Raw genomic sequence first — 24,186 nt, 5'->3', positions numbered from 1 at the left:
TATCGTGTTGAAAACACTACGCTATTCGCAGTGTTCGACTGCATTGGATGTGGCGCAACCCCTTCCAGCGATTGAGAAATTTGTGGTTCCGGCCCCTGAATATTTCACTATGGAATTTCATTCACAATCGCATCAAATAACAGCTTTGTAACAATTCGGCACAGCAAAGAGGCTCCGGCAACACCGAAGCCTCAACGTTATTCACAAGGTTGCAGTTTATTAGGTAGTCTTTACTTGCCCACCGCCCTTTTTGCTAGGAAGCCGCGAAGACGGATCCGCTGACGCTGGCGCATTGGCCGGACGCCCGAAAAGAAAGCCTTGAACCTGTTCGCAACCCTCTTCGATCACCATGCGATGCTGGTCAAAAGTTTCTATACCCTCGGCCACCACCGGGAGATCAAGGCTACGACCCAACCCGACGATGGCTCGTACAATGGCTCTCGCACTAACATCCGTTTCCATGCTGGTGATGAAACTGCGGTCGATCTTGATCTTGTCGAATGGGAAACTTTGAAGGTTACTGAGCGACGAATAGCCAGTGCCGAAATCATCCATCACGATACGGACACCCAGCTTCTTCATGCGACGCAACAGTTCGAGTGTCGTCAATCGGTCCTTCATCAATGCGGCTTCTGTTACCTCCAGCTCCAATCTCGTAGGATCCAGGCCCGTTTGTGCGAGAACCGAACTCACCGTGTCCGGCAGATTGATCAAACGGAACTGTACGGGGGAGAGGTTTACGGCGATAGTTAAATGCTTCTCCCATCCGGCGGCAGTGCGGCAGGCTTCACGCAGAACCCACTCACCGAGTGGGACAATTACCCCCGTTTCCTCAGCGATAGGAACAAAAACCTCAGGTGGTATCTGGCCACGTTCCGGATGGTTCCAACGAACCAGTGCTTCATAGCCGGTACAACTACCATCTGCTGTCGCGAACAATGGCTGATAGGCAATACTGATCTGACCGCGAACCATGGCGTGGCGCAAATCGGCCTCCATCTGGCGACGCTCTCTTATTTCGCGGTCCATTTCCGGCGAGTAGAATGCAACCATACCCCGTCCTTCTGTCTTCGCCCGATAAAGCGCAATGTCTGCCGCATGTCGGATGGCTTCTGCATCCTTGCCGTCATTCGGATACACGGCAACGCCAATGCTGACACCAACAGCAGTCGGATCGAGCACTGTATTCAGTTCTGACCGGAAGGTATCCAGAATCTTTTCGGACAGTTTCCGTGCACCCTTGGGCTGTGGAACCCCGACCTGCAGAATGATAAACTCGTCGCCGCCAATACGTGCTGCCGTGTCTATACCGTTTATGGATCGCTTCAGGATGCTGGAAACCGTCTTCAATACGCGATCACCTTCGGCATGGCCGAAAATATCGTTCACTGCTTTGAACCGGTCCAGATCAAGCGCGAGTACAGCAAAAGGCTCTCGGCTGCGGCGTGCCACTGCGTTTGCGAGACGCTCTTCAAAGAACATTCGGTTAGGTAAATCCGTGAGTGTATCATGCCGCGCCATATGCTCGATCTGACGCTGGGCCGTACGCTTTTCAGTAAGATCACGGACAGCCAGAACTTCGCAAGGGCGTCCCTGATACTCAATCGTATGAACTGCGAGTTCAAAGATACGCTCATCATTTGGAAATCTGGGTGCGGCTTCGATTGCTTCCGGGCGAGAAGCACAGACGGGGAGCCCATCAGCCGCCAGCAACAGAGTATCCGGCGCAACACCGACAAGCGCCTTTTCACTGCGCCGCATGAGATCGGAAAACCGAGCGTTCATCTCGACTATTCCACCATCACGAACGACGGCCAGTCCGTCCAGGGTAGCGTTCGCAAATCCCTTCAAGTCTGTCATGTAACGATCTACAAATACTGCAATAATCGTTGTCAGCGCTACTATACTGACAACAGCGGCAATTGCACCGATCAACCAGAGACGCCCTATGCCCAGCGGATCAGCAGCAGGAAGGGTCGGGTTTGGAACCAGCTCGGTCGACGCAACTGCAGTAAAGTGGAGCGTGCAAACAGCAAGAATCCCCCCAACGGTCGGTAGCAAAACGCGCATCCAGCCGGCAGTATTCATCACAAACCAGAAAGCAGCCAGCAAAAGCAGGATCGATATTATACTGCCAATCAGGATCGGTGGAAGGTCATAGTGAACATCTGCAGCTGCTCTGATTGCGCTCATACCAGTGAAATGCATTGCGGCAATCGATAGGGTTGCTGAAATGGCTGCGATCAAAACGTATTTGAACGCCTTACCATTCAGGAAGCGCACACTCAGCCAAAAGCCAAGTACAGCAATTGCCGCTGAAAGAACCGTGATCGTAAAATCGAACTCGATTGCCACGGTGCCACGATATGCAAGCATCGCCACGAAATGGGTTGCCCACACGCCCAATCCACCCGCAAGCGCGCTTATCGCCAGCCAATTGTCACGGCGGCTTTCCGTGCATTCCCGCGCGCGGACGAGCAACAGAAAGAAAGCAAACATGCTTGCAAATGAGATGGATGCAGCCAAAACCACGAAAGGTTGATCGTGCTGTACTGTTACGCATTCCAGGACTTTAAACATACCGCCCCCTGCGCCCGCCTGAAGTGCCACCATATAAAAATACAACCAGAGCATCATTCAGACTGTGCTTTGTTCCCTGAACAAAAGTACCAATAACTATTTAAGCATTTCTGAACTATGATATATATCGGCCCACATAAGCTGACGTTGCAAGAGTGGATCAAGTACGCTTGCCAAAACGCCGTCCGACACGAGCAAGCAATATCACGGGCAAAATTCCGACTACCACGATGGCAAGCGCCGCAATGGACGCTTCCTCATAAGTCCCGCGCGCAGCCTCACCATAAAGATGCGTTGCAAAAGTTTCGACATTAAGTGGGCGCAGCAAAAGTGTTGCTGGTAATTCTTTCACACAGTCTACGAATACGAGCAGACCTGCCGCCACAATGGCTGTTCTGGATAGTGGCAGATGAACTGCACAGAATGTTTGTGTCACACCGCGCCCTAATGTGCGCGATGCATGATCCAACGACAAGGGTATGCGTTCTAATCCGGAATCAATACCACCTGCAGAAATGGCGAGAAATCGGACCACATAGGCATAGATGACCGCTGCGCCTGTCCCAATCAGTAGCAGCCCGGCAGAATATCCGAAGAAATGCGATGTGAACTGATTGACGAGATGATCAAAGCCGCCGGCGACCACCAGAATACCGATGGCGATTACAGTGCCCGGCGCCGCATATCCCATCGTCGAAAAGCGATAAGACCAGCGCGAAATTGAACCCGGAAAAAGTCGGACGGCATATGCGACAAACATTCCGCATATCAGCACCAGCGCAGTCGCGATCGAAGCCAGAGCAACGGTATTAAAAGCTTCGCCGAGCAATCGCGGGGACACACCTGCAAAACGAATACGTTTTATGGCCTCCACGACCAGATAGATTGCCGGCAGTACGAATCCGATAACTACCGGCAGTGAGCAGAGACAGAACAACCAGATCGCTTGCCCTCGTCTGGCTTTCAACGGCTCGAAGCCACGCGAATGGCGGATATTGGAAGCAAAGCGCTGCTTGCGCCGTGCCCAGCGCTCGATTGAAACGAGAGCAACAACCAGAAACAGAAGGGCGAGTGCAAGTTGGGCTGCGCCAGGCAGATCGGAACGCGTTATCCAGGTCGTATAAATCGAAACGGTCAATGTGCGAACGCCCAGGAACTCGGCAGCCCCTACATCGTTCAATGTTTCCATCAAGGCCAGACTGACACCGACCGCCACTGCAGGCCGGGCAAGTGGCAATGCAACCCGCCAGAAGATGCCCTTGCGGCTTACCCCCAGAGTTCTCGCCGCTTCGATGAGGCTGGCGGATTGGGTGAGAAACATGGCTCGTGTAGGAATATAGACATAGGGATAGAGAACGAAGCCCAGCAGAATGATACACCCGGTCATCGAGCGGACGTCGGGCAATCGAAACTGACGCGGGCTTTCATATCCTAGTACGAAGCGCACAGCACCTTGCACCGGACCAATGGGATGCAGGATATCGAGATAGGCATAAGCGATAATATATGTCGGTACAGCCAATGGCAGCAGAAGCGCCCATTCCAGCACGCCTCGACCGCGAAAATCATAAGCCGTGACCAGCCATGCCATCGACGTCCCGAGGACGGCAGCGATAATGCCAACGCCGGTAAGCAAAATGACTGTTTCAAGAAAAGCCGTTGGCAGGTTGGTGGCAAACAGATGCGCCCATAGTCCGGCTGAGCCTTGTATGGCTTCCAATGCAAGGGCGAAAACCGGCAGCAAAACCAGAATTGCGACGAAAACCGAGAACCATAACCAGTTGCGCCCTGCTCTTGCGGGTCGCAAAACTCGTTTCCGCATGGCTGCAAGGACTTCCATTCGTCTCTCTATAGTGCAACGCCGGCGCATGAACTGCACCGGCGTTATTTCGCTTAACTCATCAGGCTTTTAGTTGTCGAAACCGACTTTGTCGACCAGTTCACTTGCCTGCTTACGATGGCTGACGATTTCAGACAGCGGAACGCTGTCGATCTTCAGCTCACCGAACGATTCCACGATCGGATCAAGCGGCGCACCCGGCTTTACCGGATATTCGAAATTGGCCTTGGCATAGATCTGCTGAGCCTCATCGGAAACCAGATATTCAAGCAGCTTGACTGCCGCGTCCTTGTTCGGCGCGTTCTTTGCAACAGCCGCACCACTGATGTTAACCTGAGTACCGCCAGCCTTGAAGGTTGGCAGCAGAACCTTGATGCCTTCGCCCCAAGCCTTCTGCTCGTCGCCGCCCTTGCCCGAACGCATCAGACCGACATAATAGGAATTGGCAACTGCTATGTCGCAGATACCTCCGACGATATCCTTAGCTCCGTCACGGTCCCCGCCAGCAGCTTTGCGCGCGAGGTTATCCTTGAGACCCTTGAGCCATTCTTCAGTCTTTTCTGCACCATAGTGCGCAATATAATCCGCGAAGAGAGCGGTGTTGTAAGGATGCTGGCCCGCACGGATGCAGACTTTGCCTTTCCACTTCGGATCAGAGAGGTCTTCATAATTGATCTTGTCGAGTTCCAGATCTTTGGCTGCATAGACAACGCGAGCGCGCATGGAGAGCGCGAACCAGTTATCCTTCGCGTCGCGAAGCTGCTCCGGAACGGCCTCTTTCAGCACCTTGGAATCGACAGGCTGGGTAAGGCCCTTGTCAACGAGATCGACCAGATTACCGGCGTCGACCGTCATAAGGATGTCGGCGGGCGAATTCGCACCTTCAGAGGCCACACGCTCTGCCAGACCATCCTTCAGGAACACCGTATTGACCGTAATTCCCGTGGACGACTTGAAAGAGTCGAGCAAGGGCTGAATGAGACCCGGTTCGCGTGTCGTGTAAATGTTCACTTCATCTGCGTGGGCGGCTCCTGCGAACAGCGTTACTGCGACGAGGGCGAGACCGGAACGCGCAAATTTGGACATTTTACCTCCAGATGGACATGGTTCATTTTGAATTATGAGCGGACTAATCAAGTTATACGGTGAGGCTCGCTGACGGTCAATTACCCATGCAACTCTAACGGCGTATATTTTCCATCACTTGGGGAAAATGAGCGCCTTATCCCAATGTGGGCATAAAAAAATATCGGTCGCAGAGGCCGGAAGCCTCAATTCTGTACGCACCCGCAACAACGGCGCAGCATCAGTCACCCGTACAACCAATTCTTCGATTTCACCGAGAAACGTTCGTGATTCAATATGTCCATGCAGCACAGCTTCGTTGGATTCAGCATCGGACAGAATCGAGAAGTCTCGCGGACGCAGATAAACAAACGCTTCGGCATTTGGTTCAAGCTGTTCAGCCAGAGCAAGCTCTCCAAAGGGAGTAGCCAGTTTACCGTCTTCAGCTTTGCCCGATATCATATTGAAGTCGCAGAAAAAATCTGCGGCATAACGGTTCGTTGGTCGGTCATGGAGTTCGCGTGCCGGACCGCTTTGAACTATCTTGCCGGAGCGCATCAACACCACACTATCCCCAGTCGACAATGCTTCTTCTGCTTCGTGCGTTACGATAATCGCTGTCGTTCCAAGTTCCCTTAACAAAGCCACCGTCTCACGGCGAACCCGGGCACGCAGACCTCTGTCGAGGTTTGAAAACGGCTCGTCCATCAGTAGAAGATGTGGGTTCGGAGCAAGGGCACGGATAAGAGCAACACGCTGCTGCTCACCGCCCGACAGCATATGCGGATAGCGATCCGCCATATGGGAGAGCGACACCAGTTCGAGAAGCTCGGCTGCTCGTGCGTTCGCTTCGTCGCGGGGTATTCTTCGCAAGCCGAACAGGATATTTTCTTTGACCGTCAGATGCGGAAACAAGGCGTAGTCCTGAAAGACCACACCAACGTTCCGCTTTTCCGGCTCAATAAAAACAGATGGTCCGACTAGCGTCTTGCCTCCCATCGTGAGTGTTCCGCTATCTGGAGCATCGATACCAGCGATGATGCGCAACAGGGAGGTCTTGCCGCAGCCCGAATGACCAACCAGACAAATGATCTCACCCGCATGAACATCAAGAGACACGTCATCAAGCGCACGCACTGCGCCAAACTGGCGACCGACACCGGATAGCGTCAGCGCCGGACCGGAATGACCGGAGACCTGTCGTTCATCATGCGGGTTGCGTGCGTCCATAAGCAAGATCGCGTGTCCAGATTGCAGTTCAGGCGGATATAGAGACACATTCTCCAGAAAGCTACCAAAACAGGATAGAATATCTCAGGAATATCGTAATTGAGTATTTTTCGAATGGGTTATCTGGTTGATCGCGAACAAAAAGCGGGCCATGCTCACCATGCTTCCACATACCCAAATCACCCAATCGCATTGCAGGAGAATACCGAAATGGGGCCGGTCACGGATAAGGTGGCGACAGCCGAAAGCTTGCCGCAGGAAACCAAAATCGCCATCATTGGCGGCGGCATTATTGGTGTTTCTACAGCCCTCTTCCTGGCCGAACGCGGTATTCCCGTCGCTCTTCTTGAAAAGGGAGAGATTGCTGGCGAACAGTCCAGCCGTAACTGGGGCTGGTGCCGCCGCACAGGCCGTGACAGCCGCGAAATGCCGCTCATCGTCGAGAGCATGCGGCTATGGGATGGCATGAACGAACGCACAGGTCGTGAAACGGGCTTTCGCGTTACCGGGATTGCCTATACAGCTGAAAAAGAAGAGCAAATGGCTCTTTATGGTGAATGGATAAAAATCGCCAGCGAACACGGTATCGAAACACAACTTCTCAATACTGAGCAAGCTGCAGCACTTGCACCGGGCGTCAATCGACATCTCGCAGGCGGCATGATTACGCCACTCGACGGTCGCGCGGAACCGCAAAAGGCCGTTCCGGCATTTGCAGCAAAAGCACAAGAGAATGGTGCTGTCATCCTGCAAAATTGTGCGGTGCGCGGTATCGAGACGACCAATGGTCGGGTGACGGCTGTCCTCACCGAAAACGGCCGCCTGCGCTGTGAAGCAGTGGTCATCGCGGGCGGGGCCTGGTCCAGACTTATCGTTTCCGCTTTTGATGCCCATCTGCCGCAATTGAAAGTTCGTTCATCCGTATTCCGTACAGCGCCTATTGATGCCGGTGTGGAGCCTGCGATTGCATTTTCAGATTTTGCACTGCGCAGAAGGCTGGACGGAGGTTATACGGTCGCAAGCCTTGGAGGCTCCATCGCCGATATCGTGCCCGACAGCTTTCGGTTCTTCCGCGATTTTATACCGTCGCTTTCGACCGAGTGGCGGTCGTTGCGATTCCGGTTTGGCGAACGTTTCTTCGAGGAAGCATTCCAGTGGAAGCTTCGTCCCGCCGATCAGGTCTCCATCTTCGAGAAAATCCGCACGCTCGACCCCGCTCCACACAAGGCAGCGAATACTCAGGTCCTTGCAAAACTGAAGCAGGCAATTCCTTCTTTCGCATCGGCCACAATAGCACAGGAATGGGCAGGCCTCATTGACACAATGCCGGACGTCATTCCGGTCATTTCACCACTTCCAGGCGTGGAAGGGGCGATCGTAGCAACAGGCTTTTCAGGGCATGGCTTCGGTATCGGCCCAGGCGCAGGTAAGCTTGTGGCCGATATGGTCACGGGAGAAACGCCGGTTGTCGATCCTTCAGCGTTTCATATATCGCGCTTTTCAGATGGTTCCAAAATCCGCATCGAGAACTGGGGATAGATCTGTGCTCCAGACTATTCGATCACACCGCAGGCAAACCGTGCTCCGCCGCCGCCAAGTGGCTTGGGCTCGTCGGAATAATTGTCGCCACCAACATGAACCATCAAAGCTCTGCCTTTGATTTCATCCAGTGACTTGAGACGCGGTGCTATAACGCTTTGCGTTATGTTGCCCTCGGCATCTGTTTTGAGCAAAGGCAAATCACCAAGATGTCCTTCGCCTTCCGGCCCCATGTGATGCTTGGAATGTGAGGGGTCGTAATGCCCACCGGCGGCTTGCGCCGGAACAGTTTTTCCATCTTTTTCGCCGGGTGCGCAGCTTCCTTTCTCATGGACATGAAAACCGTGTTCACCCGCGGGAAGGCCACGCAAATCGGGTTTGAATTGTAATCCGTCCGCAGTCTGCGAGATCGTGACGGTGCCGATTTCCTTCCCCTGTCCCGTCGGCAGAGCTTCGTAGAGTTTGACACTCACATCCGCCGCAGCGGCTGGAACTGTCAGAAGCATCATTGCTGAAGCAATCAATAACGGCTGCATCATTTCCTCCTGATCGCGATAATTCGTGATGAGAGGACAACGCACACCGTCAGAAATTGTTCGAAAATAAATCTTCCGTGTGAGGACCGCGTGACAAACGCCTGACACGCGGTCCAGCCGGATTATACCGTTACGAACTGAGCCATCATGCCCACATCTTCATGTTCCAGCACATGGCAATGGAACATGAACGGGTGGCTCTTTGCTCCCTCACGGTCAAAATGGACAAGTATTTCGGCCTTGCCATTGATCAAAGCAGTATCCTTCCATCCCGACTGGTGCGCTGGCGGAGCCTTGCCATTCAGGGAAAGAATGCGGAATGAGGCTCCATGGATATGGAATGGGTGCGGCATCTCCTTGGTTGTGAGATCCCAAATCTCCCAGGAGCCAAGTTTAGCCTCGACATCAATACGATCCATGTCGAACGGTTTACCCGCGATTGCCATTTCCACACCCGAAGTCAGAGCTTCAAGCGCAGGCCCCGCATCGGCAGAAGTTCTGGCACCGTGCATATCATGATCCATGGCGCCGGACATCGAGCTCATATCCATATTGCCCATATTATGCCCGGCATGAGGATCAACTGGCGGCTTTGCCATCATCAGTTTCATATTTTCCGCCATGCGCTCATCGAAGAAAAATGAACGACGTTTTACGGATAGTTTTTCATCGGCTGCATCAGGACCATCAAGACGATCTGGAACTGCCGTGATTTTCCCTCGCAAGGTGCTGTCCACGACAAACCGCATCAAGTGCAGATCGTCACCGCCGCTGTCATCCCCATAGGTCAACAAATCAGCGGCTTCACCCTTGGAGAAATCAACCAGAACCTCGTAGCGCTCGCCGGGGCTGATGGTCAGCCTTTCGACCGCTTCTGGCTTTCCAATGAAGCCGCCATCAGATGCTATGACAAGCAAAGGCCGATTGTCGCTCAGACGAACATGAAAATTTCGCGCATTGGCGCCGTTCAGGATACGCAGGCGGACAATGGAGACGGGAACACGTGCTTCCGGTGAAACGACACCATTCACGATAAGCTTGTCACCTCGGAAACCATGCATCAAGTCCATGATATCCGGTTGATAGACCTTATCACCTTCAATCACCCGGCGATCCTGAAGCACCAGCGGAATATCGTCCACTCCGTAATCTTCTGGTAGTCCGCGCTCAGCATCCTTGCCGTCAGTAACCACCATCAAACCGGCAATACCCATATGCGCCTGGCGGGCGGTGTTGCCGTGCAAATGCGGATGGAACCAGTTGAACGAGGCTGGCTGGTTAACCGTAACTTTCGGCTTCCATTCTGCACCCGCCTCAATCAGATTATGTGGCCCGCCGTCGAGTACGGACGGAACGAAAAGCCCATGCCAATGAAGTGTAGTCTCTTCATCCATGCCATTTTCAACGGAAAGAGTGACCGTTTCGCCGTTCTTCAGACGGACGAGGGGGCCGAGATAGGCACCATTGATGCCAGCAGATGCCGCTTCGCTTCCTTCTTCAAAGCTGTGCCGACCTGTCTGCACTTTCAGTTTAACAACGCCCGATGCGTCCGGTTCGATCAACGGCGGTAAAGGCAAAGGCCGTCCAGCCGTGGCGGTCGCTGAGGAAGCAGCGCCGTGGCCCATGTGCGCGTCCTGGGCAATACTGTCAAAAGGGCGAATAGCGGTTAGAAAAGCGGCCCCTGCCCCAAGAGACAGCAGGCGACGACGTGTAATTCCAGTCATGGTTATTCTCCAGACAATAATCTCATGGCCGCCAAAGGTTTGGCGGCGATTTTCAGATCAAGCCGGAAGCAGTATGGGAGGCCGCAAATCTCTATTCGGCATTTTGCCGCTAAGTGCCGCGACAAGCGGCGGCAAACCAAAATCCAGAACAGGAGTAAAGGCACGCAAATTCGTGCCAAGCTGAACGACGCAGCCACAAATCATCATGACACAAGCATTGGGTGCTTTGGCGCCGTGATCCACTGGGGCAGATTTATCCATGCTCGACGGCATCGACGAATCGTCCATGTGATGCGGCAGGCTCAAACTGCAATCAGAAACTGTCTGCACAGATGGCATGTCATGCGCCATTGCGTAACAGAGTTGCACTGAGAGAAGAAACACGAACGAAAGCATTGTCACGAGCACGCGGGAGGGCGAACACAAGACCGCATGGCCTCGTGCTGTATTCCTGAAACCGATATCGTACTGTGCTCGATACATCTTTGCTTCCAAACGGACGACATTGGAAATCTAGTCGTCCGTTACGGCAATTAAAAGACCTGACGGAGCACTGACGGGAATTTTACCCACTTTCGCTTTTCTTTCCAAAATCGCCTATTCGAAATCATAAAGTTGCTCAAAAGCCGTTTTTTGCTTGCGATTCCATACCCCGCGGTTTTAAAGAAGCCGTATCTCGGGCTCCTCCCCCAAATTTAGACGGCCCGTAAATATTGGATCTGAAACAATGACTGTCGCTGTAGCGGTTGCCCCGCAGAAAAATTCCGCGCGCCGAGTTCTGGCCGCGAGCATGATCGGCACCACGATCGAATTCTTTGACTTCTATATTTATGCCACCGCTGCGGTGATCGTATTCCCGCATCTGTTCTTCCCTGCGAGCGACGGCAATTCCGCGCTTCTCCAGTCTCTGGCAACCTTTGCGATTGCCTTCTTCGCCCGCCCTATCGGTGGTGCTCTGTTTGGTCACTTTGGCGATAAGGTTGGACGCAAAGCGACGCTCGTTGCAGCGCTCATGACCATGGGCATTTCCACCGTCGCCATCGGCTTCCTGCCAACCTATGATTCGATTGGCGTCTGGGCCGCCCTTTTGCTCGCTCTCTGCCGTCTGGGCCAGGGGCTTGGTCTTGGCGGTGAATGGGGTGGTGCAGTGCTGCTCGCAACTGAAAACGCACCCGAAGGCAAGCGTACCTGGTACGGCATGTTCCCGCAGCTTGGCGCGCCAGTTGGCTTCATTCTGGCAACGGGCATCTTCCTCGTTCTGGCAGAAGCTCTCACTGAAGAACAGTTTTTCGCTTTCGGCTGGCGCATTCCGTTCATCGCCAGTGCACTTCTGGTTGGTGTAGGCTTGTTCATCCGACTGAAAATCGCTGAAACGCCAGAATTCCAGAAAGCAATCGACAAAGCTGAACGCGTCGAAGTACCGGTCGCAACTCTATTCAAAAAGCACAAGATGAGCCTGTTCCTCGGCACGATCGGTGCGGTTGCAACCTTCGTCCTGTTCTATCTGATGACAGTCTTCTCATTGGGTTGGGGCACGCGCGCCCTTGGTTACAGCCGCGAAGAATTTCTTATTCTTCAGATGATTGGCGTAATCTTCTTCGGCCTCATGATCCCGGTAGCGGCCCTGCTGTCAGACCGCTTCGGCATGCGTCCGGTCATGATCATCGTCACCGTTCTGATCGGCCTCTACGGCTTCATCATGGCGCCTTTGTTCGTGGCTGGTACGGCCGGCGTACTCGCATTCCTCGTCATCGGCTTCGGCCTGATGGGTCTGACCTACGGTCCGATTGGCGCTGCTCTGGCCGAGCCATTCCCAACCTCGGTTCGTTACACCGGTGCTTCGCTGACTTTTAATCTGGCAGGCATTCTGGGTGCTTCAGTAGCGCCTTACATCGCAACCTGGCTCGCAACACATTATAGCTTCGACTATGTCGGCTATTACATGTCTGCCGCAGCTGTGATCTCGCTGATCGGTTTTGCCTTTATCTCGTTCAAGCGTGGCGAATAACGAACTTCCGAAACGAAAAAGCCCACATGGAGCGATCCACGTGGGCTTTTCTTTTTAGGGAGCTTGCAGCTTTTATTCTGTGTCAGCAGCTTCCAGCGCAATAGCCACTGACTGGATAATCGACGCAAAACGCACGGCGGTCTGGATCGTTTCCGACGTCACATTGGCTTTGCGCAAAACATCCTCATGCGCATCGATGCACATGCCGCAGCCATTGATAGCAGATACGGCCAGCGACCAGAGTTCGAAGTCAATCTTATCGACACCCGGATTACCGATCACATTCATGCGCAGCTTCGCTGGCATGGTGCGGTAGTCCTTGTTGGTCGCAAGATGCACAAAGCGGTAATAGACATTGTTCATGCCCATGATCGACGCAGCAGATTTTGCCGCCTGAATGACGGAGGCATCGACCTTGGCAGCGGCTTCGGCAACAAGCGCCTTGCGCACGTCGGCATTACGAGAAGCAATGCCGCAGGCGACGAACAGGCCGTATTTCTGTTGCGGTGTCAGAGTTTCGTCGCTTGCCATCGACGAAAGATTAAGACGAACGTCCTTGGCGAAATCCGGGATCTTTGACTTCAGATCATCAATGGACATGGAACCCTCTTTATCTGTCATTTGGATACTAGAGCATGTCTCCCGAAAGTGGGAACCGGTTTTGGGGTAAAGACATGCCGAAAACAAAGAGATAGAGCGGTTCCAACGATTCCGTTTTAACCGGAACCGCTCTAGATAAAAGAAAGGCGGGCCTTGACCCGCCTTTCTGCAAACCAATCAGGGCCTATCAGGCAGCCTTGAGCGTCTCGCCACCGACTTCACGGTTGCATGGGCAGAGCTCATCGGTCTGCAGCGCATCGAGAACGCGCAACGTATCCTTGGGAGCGCGACCAACGTTGAGATTGGTTGCGTAAACGTGCTGGATCGTGTTGTCCGGATCGACAACGAAGGTGTAGCGGTACGCAACACCATCTGGCGAACGAACGCCGAGGCCATCGACCAGCGAACCATTGGTGTCGGCAAACGACCAGATCGGCAGCTTGTCGAGATCCTTGTGATCGCGACGCCATGCGAGCTTCACGAACTCATTGTCGGTCGAACCGCCCAGGACGACTGCGTCACGGTCTTCGAAATCCGATGCAAGACGCGCAAATTCGGCAATCTCGGTCGGGCAAACAAAGGTGAAATCCTTCGGGTAGAAGAAGATAACCTTCCACTTGTCCGCAAAGCTTGCTTCGGTGATTTCTTCAAATGCCGAAACGCCGTTTTCTTCGTGATGGTTGAAACCGGGCTTTACGCCGGTGACCTTGAAGGAGGGAAGCTTATCGCCGATACCGAGCATTTTATACCTGCCTGTAAATTCAATTGTTATGCGGAAATTTCTGAACTTACAGAATTTTCCGACTACGAGTCATATATAGGGATTCTTGTTAAATCGGTCAAAGCGATTATAACGATCAAATCCATCGATTTTAACGATGGAGCAAAGTCGAAAGAAGCAATGCTCAATATCAGCGTCCGCCAGCTCCATTACTTTATGGCCCTTGTCAAAGCGGGGTCCTTTTCGCGTGCAGCTGAGGTCGTGGGCATTACCCAATCGACATTAAGTGCAGCTATTCAGGCGCTTGAAACAGAACTTGGCGTAACGTTGATTGATCGTTCTGGCAGACGAATGCAGCTTTTGCCTGCCGGTGAAGATTTTCTGGCACGCGCTCGTACGATTATAGCCCTCATTGAAGAATTGCCCGAACACGCGCGACAAGCTGAACGACCGCTGACGACCAGACTGCGAATGGGCGTCATTCCGTCGATAGCGCCTTTTCTGCTGCCTAAAGTCCTGCCTGCGACCGCTAAAGCCTTTCCCGAATTGCAATTGACCATTCGTGAAGGTCTCACTCGGTCGCTGCTCGACAGCTTGCGTTCAGGTTCGCTCGATGTAGCACTGGTCGCCCATCCCTACGACCTCGATGAATTTGAGATAGCAGAGCTTGGTCGGGACATCTTCTATCTGGCAGTACGGCGCGATCATGCGCTGGCCAATCGCGATCAGATCGATGCAGACGACCTGCAAGGCCAGCCGTTTCTGCTGCTGGAAACCGGGCATTGCCTTCGGGAACACGTCATGGCCGCCATAGGGTCCACACCGGCCCAAGCAAGCGGTGACGTTCATGCCACATCCATCATGACGTTGGTGCAACTTGTCGATTTCGGGATGGGTGTTACGCTGCTGCCTGAAGTGGCGGTCAAAGCCGGAGCCACGCGCGGAACGGAGCTGAGCATCGTTCCTTATGAGGGCAAGAACAATTATCGGTCACTGGTTCTCGTCTGGCGCTCCAACGCCGCCCGCCGCAACGAGTTTCAGCTCTTTGCTGACCATCTTCGCGGCAAGTGCATGAAGCCGGCCTAGAGAATTCCCCAGGCGCGAAACCGTCCGCGCCCGGTAACTTCTCTCAGATTGAGTTCCGAGATCAGCTTCAAAGCCCCTTGCTGCGTAACCTGCAGTTCCTTCTCCACCATCTGGCTGGAAATAACGGGACTGCGCAGAACCATATCCATCAGTTGCGGCAATCGCGAATTGGACCTGCGCCCCTTGAGCTTACGCTGCATCTGTTCGCGCGCCAGCAGCAGCCGGTCATGCTCCTTCATGGTCGTATCGGCTGCATCTTCGATACTTTCAAAAAACGCCCTGAGACGGACAAGACGGTTAGGTGAGCGTCGTTCATCCGGTCGTTTCGCGCGGAGACCAAGACTGATTGCTGGCAAATGACCGATTGCAAGGCCACTCTGACGCAAGAAGGCGGCAGTCAGCAACCGACCAATCCATGACGATCGCTGCACAACTTCCAGAGAAAACCACGCGTCGTGGATCAATGCGGCGCGCATAAGGGGCGGCAAATGCCTTGTCGCTGCAAGACAGCCTCGCCATTCCTGCAAACGCGCATCCTCATCCCAGTCGTCGTCGTAGAGTAACGTATCGCGCGCGACGACTTCCGGCTTCGACCTGTTTGAGACAGTTCCCTTCAAAAGAGCATCAGTTCGCGCAAGCAAATTGTCGATGTCATCAAGCAGCGGATCAACATCATCGTCGTCCATTGCCCCGGATGGCTCAATTCCAGAGGGCACGGTATCAACCGTGCGGCCAAGCAATTGCTGAACACCAGCAGGGTCAAGAGCCCAATCTGCAGGTCTTCCAGCAATCTGCCGACGCATGCGCAAAACCGCATGTGCGATGGTCAGGGCGTGACTAGGCATCCGGCTGTCCATCAAGGCATCATGCAAGACCAAGTCTTCCATATGTACCAGTTCGCCTTCAAGCCACATCGAAGCGACGGCATCGTGCATATGCATTCGCTCGAGCATCCCTTCGCGAATGGGCGAGCGCAAAAGTCGTTCGTCGAGCCGCACCAGAGCTGCCGTAGCTTTGCTCACGGGTACGAAAAATTCTCCGAACGGCAAATCATCGATCTTGTAGGCCATGCCCCGCATATCGCAGCCGATTGCGAGAAAAGGCAAACAAAATTACCGCCTTATCCGAGAACTTCCGCAACTTTGACAGTGCGGTCTTCCCTGACCGAACGAAGTGCCGCCTCAGCCAGAGCCAAAGCTTGCAATCCATCTTCGGCTGAAGGATGCGGCGCCTTACCGGTGTCCAGCGCATCAATAAACGAGGCGATTTCCGCTGCATAAGCAGCCGTGTAGCGGGTCATGAAGAAATCATGCAATGGTGGACGGTTATAACCGTCTTTAGAAGCGATTTCTATCGAGATCGGACGCTGGTTTTCCGCCGAAACAGCACCGAGCGATCCATGGACTTCAATGCGCTGATCGTAGCCATAGGAAGCGCGGCGCGAATTGGAAATAACGCACTGGCGGCCGGAAGCAGTCGTCAAAATGACGCTTGCACTATCATAATCGCCAAGTTCTCCAATTTTCGGATCGACCAGCACCGAAGCCGAGGCCGATACGTTCTCGATTTCCTCACCGAGGAGAAAACGCGCCATGTCGAAATCATGGATCGTCATGTCGCGGAAAATACCGCCGGATACCTTGATATATTCTGCCGGCGGTGCACCCGGATCACGGCTGGTGATCGTCACCATTTCAACATTGCCGATGCGCCCATCTTTGATGGCTTTGTGCACTGCTGCAAAATGGGGATCGAAACGGCGATTGAAACCCAGCATCACTTTCGCGCCAGTTTCTCGAATGACATTGAGGCAGGCTCTAACGCGCGCTATGTCAAGATCAATCGGCTTCTCACAAAAAACAGCCTTGCCGACGCGAGAAAACCGTTCAATAAGATCGGCGTGGGTATTGGTCGGCGTGCATATCAGCACTGCGTCCACATCGTCTGATTGCTCAATAGCGTCGATACTGCGGACTTCCGCACTGGCAGAATCAGCAATTGCTCGCGCCGCCGCCTCATTTGCGTCTGCGACCGCGACCAATCGGGCCCGCTTGTCCGCAGCGATTGCGCCTGCGTGAACCTTGCCGATACGGCCCGCGCCGAGCAGTGCCAGACGTGTCACCATTGCCTCATCCTCCCAGGAAACGGCCATCTTCAGTCAAACGAAGATATACTATAGAATATTTATTCTATTTTGCTAGAATGTGACATAAAGATTGTCAAGAGACCATATCGAAAGGCCACTGATGGATTCCCCCGCCCCGTCATCAATCAACGTTCCGACGAATATCAAGGAATTCGAGGCGAAGCTGCTGGAGGTTTCCGACCGTTTGCCGAAGAGGCTGAAACAGTGCGCCGATTTCGTTGCCGCCAACCAGGACCGTATCGCTGTGTCGACCGTCGCCGAGATGGCCGAAGGTGCGGGTGTGCAGAGCTCAGCCTTCATGCGTTTCTGCCAGATCATGGGTTTCTCCGGCTTTTCGGAGATGCAGAAGCTGTTCCGGGATTCCTATGCGGGCGGCTGGCCTGACTATTCAACCAGATTGCAACATTTGCGAGAAACGGCGACCGGCAGCGCCCCTGCCCTTCTTGCCGAGTTTGCCGAAGCAGGGCGCACGTCTCTTGAAGGGCTACTCAAAACCATTGATCCAGATGCACTCGAAAAGGCCGTTCAGCTTTTAGCCAGCGCGCAGACAATCCACATTGTCGGCATCCGCCGTGCTTTTCCCGTCGCGAGCTACCTGGCTTACGCGCTGGAGAAGATGCAAGTGCCTGCCATGCTGCACAGCGCTGTCGGCAAACTGGAGAACCTGCATGCTATTCGCGAAGGTGATGTGCTTCTGGCGATTACCTTCTCCCCCTATTCACCGGAAACGGTCGCAATGGCCGAAACTGTCGCTGCGCGTGGTATCGACGTCGTCGGCATCACTGACACGTTTGTCAGCCCGATGAGTAAATCCGCCAAACAGACATTGCTCGTTTCAGAGGTGGATTTCGGCGCCTTCCGCTCACTCTCCGCAACGCTTTGTCTTGCTATAGCGCTCGCTGTAGCCGTAGGCACCGCACGTCAAAGCGACTGATCCTTCCCGTGCATATTCCATTTTTTAGTTGAAATGGAATAATAAATCCATTTTAATCAAAAATGGAATAACTGCTATGTGTGCATGAATTCTGCACAGCCTTGCAGCAATAAGAAAATAGCGAGGGAGGATTGTAGTGAAGCGGCTCGACTTGATAACGATTGGCCGATCTTCGGTTGACCTGTATGGCGCACAGGTTGGCGGCCTTCTGGAAGACATGGCCTCCTTCAACAAATATGTAGGTGGCTCTCCTACCAATATCGCAACCGGGACTGCACGGCTGGGCCTTAAATCCGCACTTATCACCCGTGTTGGTGACGAGCATATGGGCCGTTTTCTGTTACGCGAGCTGGAACGCGAAGGCGTGGACACACGCGGTATCGTCACCGATCCCGAACGCCTGACCGCGCTCGTTATTCTCGGCATTCGCGATCAGCAGCATTTTCCACTGATATTCTATCGCGAGAATTGTGCCGACATGGCATTGTGCGAGGACGACATCGATCCGGTCTTCATCGCCGAAGCTGGCTGTATTCTGGTTACAGGCACACATCTATCACATCCGAAGACAGAAGCGGCTGTTCTGAAAGCACTCCGTCTTGCTCGCGACAATGGCAGCCGGACGGCACTCGACATAGACTATCGCCCCAATCTCTGGGGGCTTTCCGGTCATGGCGACGGCGAGAACCGTTTTATCGAATCCGCAGCTGTTACGACCAAACTGCAATCGACCCTGCATCTGTTCGACCTGATCGTCGGCACGGAAGAAGAGTTTCATATTGCTGGCGGCTCGACAGACACGCTTCAAGCGCTGAAAGCCGTGCGCGCAGTAACGGACGCTGCACTGGTTTGCAAACGCGGCCCCATGGGAGCCGTGGTTTTCGAAGGCCCAATCCCTAACAGCCTCGACGAGGGACAGAGCGGCGAAGGGTTTCCAATTGACGTATTCAACGTGCTTGGTGCGGGCGACGGGTTCATGTCCGGGCTTTTGCGCGGTTGGTTGAAGGGCGAAGACTGGCCTACCAGCCTCAAATTAGCCAATGCCTGTGGGGCCTTTGCAGTCTCGCGACATGGATGCACGCCAGCTTATCCGAGCTGGGAAGAGCTTCAGTATTTTTTCCGTACCGGCATTCGCAACAAGGCTTTGCGCAAGGATGCCGCGCTGGAGCAGATTCATTGGTCCACCAATCGCAACGGCCACTGGCCAAATATGCGCGTTTTTGCCTTTGATCACCGTATTCAACTGGAAGAAATGGCCGCCGAGGCGAGCGTTTCAACGGAAAAGATTGGCGAGTTCAAACAGCTTTGCCTGAATGCGGCCTTGCAGGTGGCAAACGGGGATGAGGGTTACGGCATATTGTGTGATGGTCGACTGGGCCGCGATGCTCTTTACCGGGCCGCCGGTTCGGGCTTGTGGATCGGACGTCCGACCGAATGGCCCGGTTCGCGTCCGCTCAAGCTGGAACCGGAACTCGGACCAGACTGCGGTGGACTGGTCGAGTGGCCTGTCGAGAATGTAGTGAAGTTGCTATGCTTCTACCATCCGGATGACACAACTGAATTCAAGGCAGAACAGGAAGAAACTGTTTCACGTCTTTTCGCAGCCGCACGGCGCAACCGACTGGAATTCCTGCTGGAAGTCATCCCATCCAAAGCAGGTCCCGTCGATGACGACACAACTGCGCGTGTGATCGAGCGGTTTTATGAAATCGGCATCTATCCCGACTGGTGGAAGCTAGAACCCATGAAGACCAGAGCGGCCTGGGCCAATGCCTGTGACGCGATCATACGCAATGATGCACACACACGTGGCATCGTTGTTCTGGGGCTGGACGCGCCTGCCGAAGAACTGGAAGCCAGTCTTGCAATTGCTGCCGAATTCGATCTCGTCAAGGGCTTTGCTGTGGGACGTACGATTTTTGGTGACGCGGCACGCAAATGGCTGAACGGTTCGATCAGCGACGAAGAAGCAATCGCCGACATGGTGATGCGCTATCGTGGCCTTTGCAACGTCTGGGACAGCGTGCGTACATATTGAATTCGTTCTGCCGGGAGGAAACTGGAGGAGCTATGAAGACCGTTCGATTAACCGCCGCACAGGCATTGGTGCGCTACCTCGCCAATCAGATGACGCCGGATGGTGAGACCTTTATCGCAGGTGTTTGGGCTATTTTCGGCCACGGAAACGTGGCCGGACTTGGCGAGGCCCTCCATGGCATTCGCGACGAACTGCCAACATGGCGCGGCCATAATGAACAGACCATGGCCCATGCAGCCATTGCCTATACCAAGCAGCTTGGCCGCAAGCGTGCTTGCGCCGTCACCTCCTCCATCGGCCCCGGCGCAACAAATATGGTCACTGCAGCAGCTCTTGCCCATGTGAACCGCCTACCAGTTCTCCTCATTCCCGGCGACGTCTTTGCCAATCGTGGACCTGATCCCGTGCTGCAGCAGATCGAAGACTTCAATGACGGCACTATGACCGTGAATGACTGTTTTCGTCCGGTTAGCCGCTATTTCGACAGGATCACCCGGCCTGAACAGCTTCTCACTGCCCTGCCCCGCGCCTTCCGCACCATGACCGATCCTGCTGATTGTGGGCCGGTTACGCTTGCTTTCTGTCAGGATGTGCAAACGGAAGCATATGACTGGCCGGAAGAGTTCTTTGAACAGAAAGTCTGGCACTGGCGCCGTCCACCGCCCGATGAGAATGAACTGAATGCCGCAGCGGCAGCAATCAAGGCAGCGCTTAACCCCGTTATCGTTGCAGGCGGCGGAGTGCACTACTCCGGCGCTCACGAAGCGTTACACAATTTTGCCGAAGCACATGGCATTCCAGTCATCGAGACACAGGCTGGCAAATCGGCGCTACCGTGGGATCACCCGCTCAATTTTGGTCCGGTTGGCGTGACTGGGGCAGACAGCGCCAATGCTATCGCGGCGGAAGCCGATCTTGTGATCGGCGTCGGCACACGCTTTCAGGACTTCACGACCGGATCATGGGCGCTGTTCAAACATCCCGGGCGCAAGCTTCTCTCGCTAAACGTCCAACCCTATGACAGCTCCAAGCACGGTTCGCTTCCATTGGTTGCCGATGCAAAGATTGGCCTTGAAGCGCTCTCGAAAGCGGTTGGCAGCTATAAGCGCCAACCTGCGGACACAGCGTTGAAAGAAAAATGGTTTGCGGCGGCAGACGGGTTTACCGCTGCCCCCAGTGACGGCAACGCTTTGCCAACCGATATGCAGGTGATCGGCGCGGTACAGCGTCAGGCACAAGAGAACACGGTCGTCATGTGCGCGGCAGGCACCATGCCGGGCGAACTGCACCAACTCTGGAAAGCCGGTCGCCCCATGTCCTACCATATGGAGTATGGCTTCTCCTGTATGGGTTATGAGATAGCTGGCGGCCTTGGTATCAAGATGGCCGAACCGGATCGAGACGTCATCGTGATGGTCGGCGACGGCTCTTACATGATGGCCAATTCCGAACTCGCCACTGCCGTCATGATGGGGCAGAAGATTACGGTCGTTATTACCGACAATCGCGGTTTCGGTTGCATCAACCGGCTGCAGATGGCGACTGGTGGCGCTGAGTTCAACAACCTGCTCGACCATTCGAGCCACGTGAACCCGTCGCACATCGATTTCGCCGCCCATGCCGGAGCTATGGGTGCCGATACGAAGAAAGCAGGGTCGATCCGCGAGCTGGAAGAGGCTTTGGCGGAAACCCGCAACAGCCCGCGAACCACTGTCGTCATTATCGATACCGATCCTTACCCGACCCCTGAAACTGGCGGTTGGTGGTGGGATGTCGCGGTGCCGGAAGTCTCGGAGCGCGAACAGGTACGTGCTGCGCGTAAAGATTATGAAGCCAAGCTCAAAGAAAGAAACTGACCGATGATCCTCTATGGCACCAATCCTATCGCCTGGTCGAACGACGATGATCGCAACCTCGGTGCGCATATCACTCTGGATCAATGTCTCGATGAAACCGCCGAGATCGGCTTCGACGGAATCGAGAAAGGTCACAAATTTCCGCAGGAACCGGCTGCACTCAAAGCCGTACTTGAACCTCGCAAGCTTCGCTATGTATCGGGCTGGCATTCGCTCAATCTGCTGGTGAATTCGGTCGAAGAAGAAAAGAAGGCAATGCAGCCCGCGCTCGACCTCCTGAAGGCGATGGGCTCGAAGGTCATCATTGTTTGCGAAACGTCGAATGCCATTCACGGCGATAACGACAAGCCGCTGTCTGAGCGTCCAGTGCTGGAAGAAGCGCGCTGGGAAGAATTCGGCGCGGGCGTCGAAGCACTGGCAGAACATGCCGCCGCCCAAGGTATCGCGCTTGTCTACCATCATCACATGGGAACGGTAGTGCAGAGCGAGGACGAGATAGATCTTCTGATGCAGCATACAGGACCGTACGCGAAACTTCTTCTCGATACAGGTCACTGCCTGTTCGGTGGTGGCGACCCGGAGCGGGTTGCGAAAAAGCATATGGACCGCGTCGGACATATCCACGCCAAGAACGTTCGCCCGGCGATGGCCACTGAAGTACGCGACCAGAGCCTGTCGTTTCTGGAGGGGGTCCGTCGCGGCGTCTTCACTGTTCCGGGCGATGCGGATGGCGGCGTCGACTTCATACCTGTACTGAAAGTTGCTGCTGATAAAACCTATCAAGGCTGGCTGGTGATCGAAGCAGAACAGGACCCCGATATTCGTAATCCGTATCAGTATCAGTCACTTGGGCTAAAATCGCTGAAATCATTCGCACGCGAAGCAGGACTCGACAAAGGAGACTGAGACATGGCCAATTTGTTGCGCAAGCCCAACGGCACGCATGGCAAGGTCCACGACATCACTCCGGAAAGCGCCAAATGGGGTTATGTCGGGTTCGGGCTCTATCGTCTCAAATCCGGCGAGAGTGTCTCCGAAAAGACTGGGTCGACGGAGGTGATCCTTGTTCTTGTGGAAGGCAAGGCAAAGATTTCCGCTTCTGGCGAGGATTTCGGCGAGATGGGCGAGCGCATAAACGTGTTCGAGAAACTGCCGCCACACTGCCTCTATGTGCCTGCTGAAAGCGACTGGCATGCAACCGCCACGACAGATTGTGTTCTGGCTGTTTGCACCGCACCGGGCAAGCCAGGCCGCAAGGCACAGAAGCTTGGGCCGGAAAGCGTGACACTTGAACAACGCGGAAAAGGTGCCAATACCCGCTTCATCCATAATATCGCAATGGAAAGCCGCGATGTTGCCGATAGCCTTCTTGTTACCGAGGTATTCACACCGCAGGGAAACTGGTCGTCCTATCCACCCCACAGACACGACGAAGACAATTTTCCGGATATGACCTATCTGGAAGAGACCTATTATCACCGTCTCAACCCGGCGCAGGGCTTCGGCTTCCAGCGTGTTTTCACCGAAGACGGAAGCCTTGATGAAACCATGGCGGTCTCTGACGGAGACGTTGTGCTTGTACCAAAAGGCCACCATCCATGTGGCGCGCCCTATGGCTACGAGATGTATTATCTCAATGTGATGGCCGGTCCCTTGCGCAAATGGCGCTTCAAGAACCATCCCGACCATGACTGGATTTTCAAACGCGACAATCCGTAAACAGAAAAGCCCCGGATCCGGGGCTTTTCAATAAGCTGTCGTTCGTCCCTATCGGCTGGCTGGCAGCGTATTGTTCGCCCGCGATGCATCGATGCTCAGGGGGCCAGGTCCGGCAATAAACAGATAAAGAAAAATGAAGCAGAACAGGATTGCAGCAACACCGCCATTCTGGCCTGGGAAAAAGCTTTGGGATGCATGACCAATGAAATAGGCGCATGCCATCAAGCCCGAGAGAATGAAGGCAGAAAACCGGCTGAAAAGACCGATTAGCAGCGTGAAGCCCAAAACAAGCTCAAGGACACCCGCGGTCCACGACAATGAGAACATTGCTGGCGAACGGCCTGAAGGAAAGCCAAGTATCTTCTCCGTACCATAACTGAAGAGTACAAGAGCTGCCACGATACGTAAAATACTGAGCATGATCGGTTGATATGCAGCTGTCCATCCGTTTGCCGACATAGGCTTCCTTCCTTCAAATGAAACACTATGCCAGCATATTATTGCGGCCTGCATTAGTTAAATAAAACACATTCACGAGTACGTTATCAGGGCCTCTCGGCTAAA

The 24,186-nt window shown here is 54.1% G+C and carries 20 protein-coding genes; 8 read left to right on the top strand and 12 right to left on the bottom strand.

Annotated elements, in window-relative coordinates; translation table 11 throughout:
• Positions 1-219: 219 nt before the first annotated feature.
• The 4 genes from KWJ32_RS02040 to KWJ32_RS02025 all read right to left on the bottom strand — a co-directional run bounded on the left by KWJ32_RS02040 (position 220) and on the right by KWJ32_RS02025 (position 6,715).
• Positions 220-2,580, bottom strand: coding sequence for an EAL domain-containing protein (locus KWJ32_RS02040; RefSeq protein WP_012093182.1), 2,361 nt, complete (start codon positions 2,578-2,580; stop codon positions 220-222).
• Positions 2,581-2,740: 160 nt separating this feature from the next.
• A complete protein-coding gene (locus KWJ32_RS02035; protein WP_012093183.1) occupies positions 2,741-4,450 on the bottom strand; it encodes an iron ABC transporter permease in 1,710 nt (569 codons plus the stop codon).
• 39 nt (positions 4,451-4,489) lie between these two features.
• Positions 4,490-5,506, bottom strand: a complete 1,017-nt coding sequence (locus KWJ32_RS02030) for a Fe(3+) ABC transporter substrate-binding protein (protein ID WP_012093184.1) — start codon at positions 5,504-5,506, stop codon at positions 4,490-4,492.
• Positions 5,507-5,620: 114 nt separating this feature from the next.
• Positions 5,621-6,715, bottom strand: a complete 1,095-nt coding sequence (locus tag KWJ32_RS02025) for an ABC transporter ATP-binding protein (RefSeq protein ID WP_012093185.1) — start codon at positions 6,713-6,715, stop codon at positions 5,621-5,623.
• A gap of 210 nt (positions 6,716-6,925) precedes the next feature.
• On the opposite strand from KWJ32_RS02025, the gene KWJ32_RS02020 reads away from it, so the two are divergent.
• Complete coding sequence (locus tag KWJ32_RS02020) at positions 6,926-8,254, top strand: FAD-binding oxidoreductase (RefSeq protein WP_012093186.1); 1,329 nt, start codon at positions 6,926-6,928, stop codon at positions 8,252-8,254.
• 14 nt (positions 8,255-8,268) lie between these two features.
• Here KWJ32_RS02020 and sodC read toward each other — a convergent pair whose 3' ends face one another.
• The 3 genes from sodC to KWJ32_RS02005 form a co-directional block, all read right to left on the bottom strand.
• Complete coding sequence (gene sodC / locus KWJ32_RS02015) at positions 8,269-8,790, bottom strand: superoxide dismutase family protein (RefSeq protein ID WP_151609608.1); 522 nt, start codon at positions 8,788-8,790, stop codon at positions 8,269-8,271.
• A gap of 122 nt (positions 8,791-8,912) precedes the next feature.
• The gene (gene cueO, locus KWJ32_RS02010) at positions 8,913-10,514 is read right to left on the bottom strand and encodes a multicopper oxidase CueO (protein WP_012093188.1); all 1,602 of its coding nucleotides are present in this window, start codon (positions 10,512-10,514) and stop codon (positions 8,913-8,915) included.
• A 57-nt stretch (positions 10,515-10,571) separates the two neighbouring features.
• Positions 10,572-10,997 carry a hypothetical protein gene (locus KWJ32_RS02005; RefSeq protein WP_080514359.1) on the bottom strand — a complete coding sequence of 142 codons (426 nt, stop codon included), beginning with the start codon at positions 10,995-10,997 and terminating at the stop codon, positions 10,572-10,574.
• 244 nt (positions 10,998-11,241) lie between these two features.
• On the opposite strand from KWJ32_RS02005, the gene KWJ32_RS02000 reads away from it, so the two are divergent.
• Entirely contained in the window at positions 11,242-12,522 is a 1,281-nt protein-coding gene (locus KWJ32_RS02000) for an MFS transporter (RefSeq protein WP_151575144.1), read from the top strand.
• 72 nt (positions 12,523-12,594) lie between these two features.
• On the opposite strand, the gene KWJ32_RS01995 is transcribed toward KWJ32_RS02000, so the two are convergent.
• Both KWJ32_RS01995 and KWJ32_RS01990 read right to left on the bottom strand, forming a co-directional pair.
• Entirely contained in the window at positions 12,595-13,122 is a 528-nt protein-coding gene (locus tag KWJ32_RS01995; protein ID WP_010659017.1) for a carboxymuconolactone decarboxylase family protein, read from the bottom strand.
• Between the two features lie 187 nt (positions 13,123-13,309).
• Complete coding sequence (locus KWJ32_RS01990; RefSeq protein ID WP_012093191.1) at positions 13,310-13,864, bottom strand: peroxiredoxin; 555 nt, start codon at positions 13,862-13,864, stop codon at positions 13,310-13,312.
• 159 nt (positions 13,865-14,023) lie between these two features.
• On the opposite strand from KWJ32_RS01990, the gene KWJ32_RS01985 reads away from it, so the two are divergent.
• Positions 14,024-14,929 (top strand): hydrogen peroxide-inducible genes activator, encoded by a 906-nt coding sequence (locus KWJ32_RS01985; RefSeq protein ID WP_012093192.1) that lies wholly within the window; start codon positions 14,024-14,026, stop codon positions 14,927-14,929.
• On the opposite strand, the gene KWJ32_RS01980 is transcribed toward KWJ32_RS01985, so the two are convergent.
• On the bottom strand, positions 14,926-15,999 hold the full coding sequence (locus tag KWJ32_RS01980; RefSeq protein WP_040128665.1) for an RHE_PE00001 family protein: 1,074 nt from the start codon (positions 15,997-15,999) through the stop codon (positions 14,926-14,928). The genes KWJ32_RS01985 and KWJ32_RS01980 overlap by 4 nt on opposite strands.
• A 50-nt stretch (positions 16,000-16,049) precedes the next feature.
• Positions 16,050-17,054, bottom strand: coding sequence for an inositol 2-dehydrogenase (gene iolG / locus KWJ32_RS01975; protein WP_012093194.1), 1,005 nt, complete (start codon positions 17,052-17,054; stop codon positions 16,050-16,052).
• A gap of 121 nt (positions 17,055-17,175) precedes the next feature.
• Between iolG and KWJ32_RS01970 the strand changes: the two genes are divergently transcribed.
• The 5 genes from KWJ32_RS01970 (at position 17,176) to iolB (ending at position 23,622) form a co-directional block, all read left to right on the top strand.
• Positions 17,176-18,009: a MurR/RpiR family transcriptional regulator gene (locus KWJ32_RS01970; RefSeq protein ID WP_010659022.1), complete on the top strand. Its 834-nt coding sequence runs from the start codon at positions 17,176-17,178 to the stop codon at positions 18,007-18,009.
• A gap of 136 nt (positions 18,010-18,145) precedes the next feature.
• On the top strand, positions 18,146-20,047 hold the full coding sequence (iolC, locus tag KWJ32_RS01965; RefSeq protein ID WP_012093195.1) for a 5-dehydro-2-deoxygluconokinase: 1,902 nt from the start codon (positions 18,146-18,148) through the stop codon (positions 20,045-20,047).
• A gap of 32 nt (positions 20,048-20,079) precedes the next feature.
• On the top strand, positions 20,080-21,903 hold the full coding sequence (gene iolD, locus KWJ32_RS01960) for a 3D-(3,5/4)-trihydroxycyclohexane-1,2-dione acylhydrolase (decyclizing) (protein ID WP_151609488.1): 1,824 nt from the start codon (positions 20,080-20,082) through the stop codon (positions 21,901-21,903).
• A gap of 3 nt (positions 21,904-21,906) precedes the next feature.
• Entirely contained in the window at positions 21,907-22,809 is a 903-nt protein-coding gene (gene iolE / locus KWJ32_RS01955) for a myo-inosose-2 dehydratase (protein ID WP_012093197.1), read from the top strand.
• A 3-nt stretch (positions 22,810-22,812) separates the two neighbouring features.
• Entirely contained in the window at positions 22,813-23,622 is an 810-nt protein-coding gene (gene iolB / locus KWJ32_RS01950) for a 5-deoxy-glucuronate isomerase (protein WP_012093198.1), read from the top strand.
• Positions 23,623-23,670: 48 nt separating this feature from the next.
• Here iolB and KWJ32_RS01945 read toward each other — a convergent pair whose 3' ends face one another.
• A complete protein-coding gene (locus KWJ32_RS01945) occupies positions 23,671-24,081 on the bottom strand; it encodes a DoxX family protein (protein ID WP_012093199.1) in 411 nt (136 codons plus the stop codon).
• Positions 24,082-24,186 lie beyond the last annotated feature (105 nt).

Origin of the sequence: Ochrobactrum sp. BTU2 (genome assembly GCF_024539785.1) — a bacterium.
Taxonomy (GTDB): domain Bacteria; phylum Pseudomonadota; class Alphaproteobacteria; order Rhizobiales; family Rhizobiaceae; genus Brucella; species Brucella anthropi.
This window is presented reverse-complemented; position numbering and strand designations above follow the sequence as displayed.

Excerpts from the sequence above, each read along its gene's own strand:
- KWJ32_RS01985 (WP_012093192.1), top strand. The coding sequence starts at position 14,024 with ATGCTCAATATCAGCGTCCGCCAGCTCCATTACTTTATGGCCCTTGTC.
- KWJ32_RS02040 (WP_012093182.1), bottom strand. The coding sequence starts at position 2,580 with ATGTTTAAAGTCCTGGAATGCGTAACAGTACAGCACGATCAACCTTTC.
- KWJ32_RS02000 (WP_151575144.1), top strand. The coding sequence starts at position 11,242 with ATGACTGTCGCTGTAGCGGTTGCCCCGCAGAAAAATTCCGCGCGCCGA.
- KWJ32_RS01995 (WP_010659017.1), bottom strand. The coding sequence starts at position 13,122 with ATGTCCATTGATGATCTGAAGTCAAAGATCCCGGATTTCGCCAAGGAC.
- iolB (WP_012093198.1), top strand. The coding sequence starts at position 22,813 with ATGGCCAATTTGTTGCGCAAGCCCAACGGCACGCATGGCAAGGTCCAC.
- KWJ32_RS02025 (WP_012093185.1), bottom strand. The coding sequence starts at position 6,715 with ATGGACGCACGCAACCCGCATGATGAACGACAGGTCTCCGGTCATTCC.
- KWJ32_RS01970 (WP_010659022.1), top strand. The coding sequence starts at position 17,176 with ATGGATTCCCCCGCCCCGTCATCAATCAACGTTCCGACGAATATCAAG.
- KWJ32_RS02030 (WP_012093184.1), bottom strand. The coding sequence starts at position 5,506 with ATGTCCAAATTTGCGCGTTCCGGTCTCGCCCTCGTCGCAGTAACGCTG.
- KWJ32_RS02020 (WP_012093186.1), top strand. The coding sequence starts at position 6,926 with ATGGGGCCGGTCACGGATAAGGTGGCGACAGCCGAAAGCTTGCCGCAG.
- KWJ32_RS02035 (WP_012093183.1), bottom strand. The coding sequence starts at position 4,450 with ATGCGCCGGCGTTGCACTATAGAGAGACGAATGGAAGTCCTTGCAGCC.
- KWJ32_RS01980 (WP_040128665.1), bottom strand. The coding sequence starts at position 15,999 with ATGGCCTACAAGATCGATGATTTGCCGTTCGGAGAATTTTTCGTACCC.
- KWJ32_RS01945 (WP_012093199.1), bottom strand. The coding sequence starts at position 24,081 with ATGTCGGCAAACGGATGGACAGCTGCATATCAACCGATCATGCTCAGT.
- sodC (WP_151609608.1), bottom strand. The coding sequence starts at position 8,790 with ATGCAGCCGTTATTGATTGCTTCAGCAATGATGCTTCTGACAGTTCCA.
- KWJ32_RS01990 (WP_012093191.1), bottom strand. The coding sequence starts at position 13,864 with ATGCTCGGTATCGGCGATAAGCTTCCCTCCTTCAAGGTCACCGGCGTA.
- iolD (WP_151609488.1), top strand. The coding sequence starts at position 20,080 with ATGAAGACCGTTCGATTAACCGCCGCACAGGCATTGGTGCGCTACCTC.
- cueO (WP_012093188.1), bottom strand. The coding sequence starts at position 10,514 with ATGACTGGAATTACACGTCGTCGCCTGCTGTCTCTTGGGGCAGGGGCC.
- iolG (WP_012093194.1), bottom strand. The coding sequence starts at position 17,054 with ATGGTGACACGTCTGGCACTGCTCGGCGCGGGCCGTATCGGCAAGGTT.
- KWJ32_RS02005 (WP_080514359.1), bottom strand. The coding sequence starts at position 10,997 with ATGTATCGAGCACAGTACGATATCGGTTTCAGGAATACAGCACGAGGC.
- iolE (WP_012093197.1), top strand. The coding sequence starts at position 21,907 with ATGATCCTCTATGGCACCAATCCTATCGCCTGGTCGAACGACGATGAT.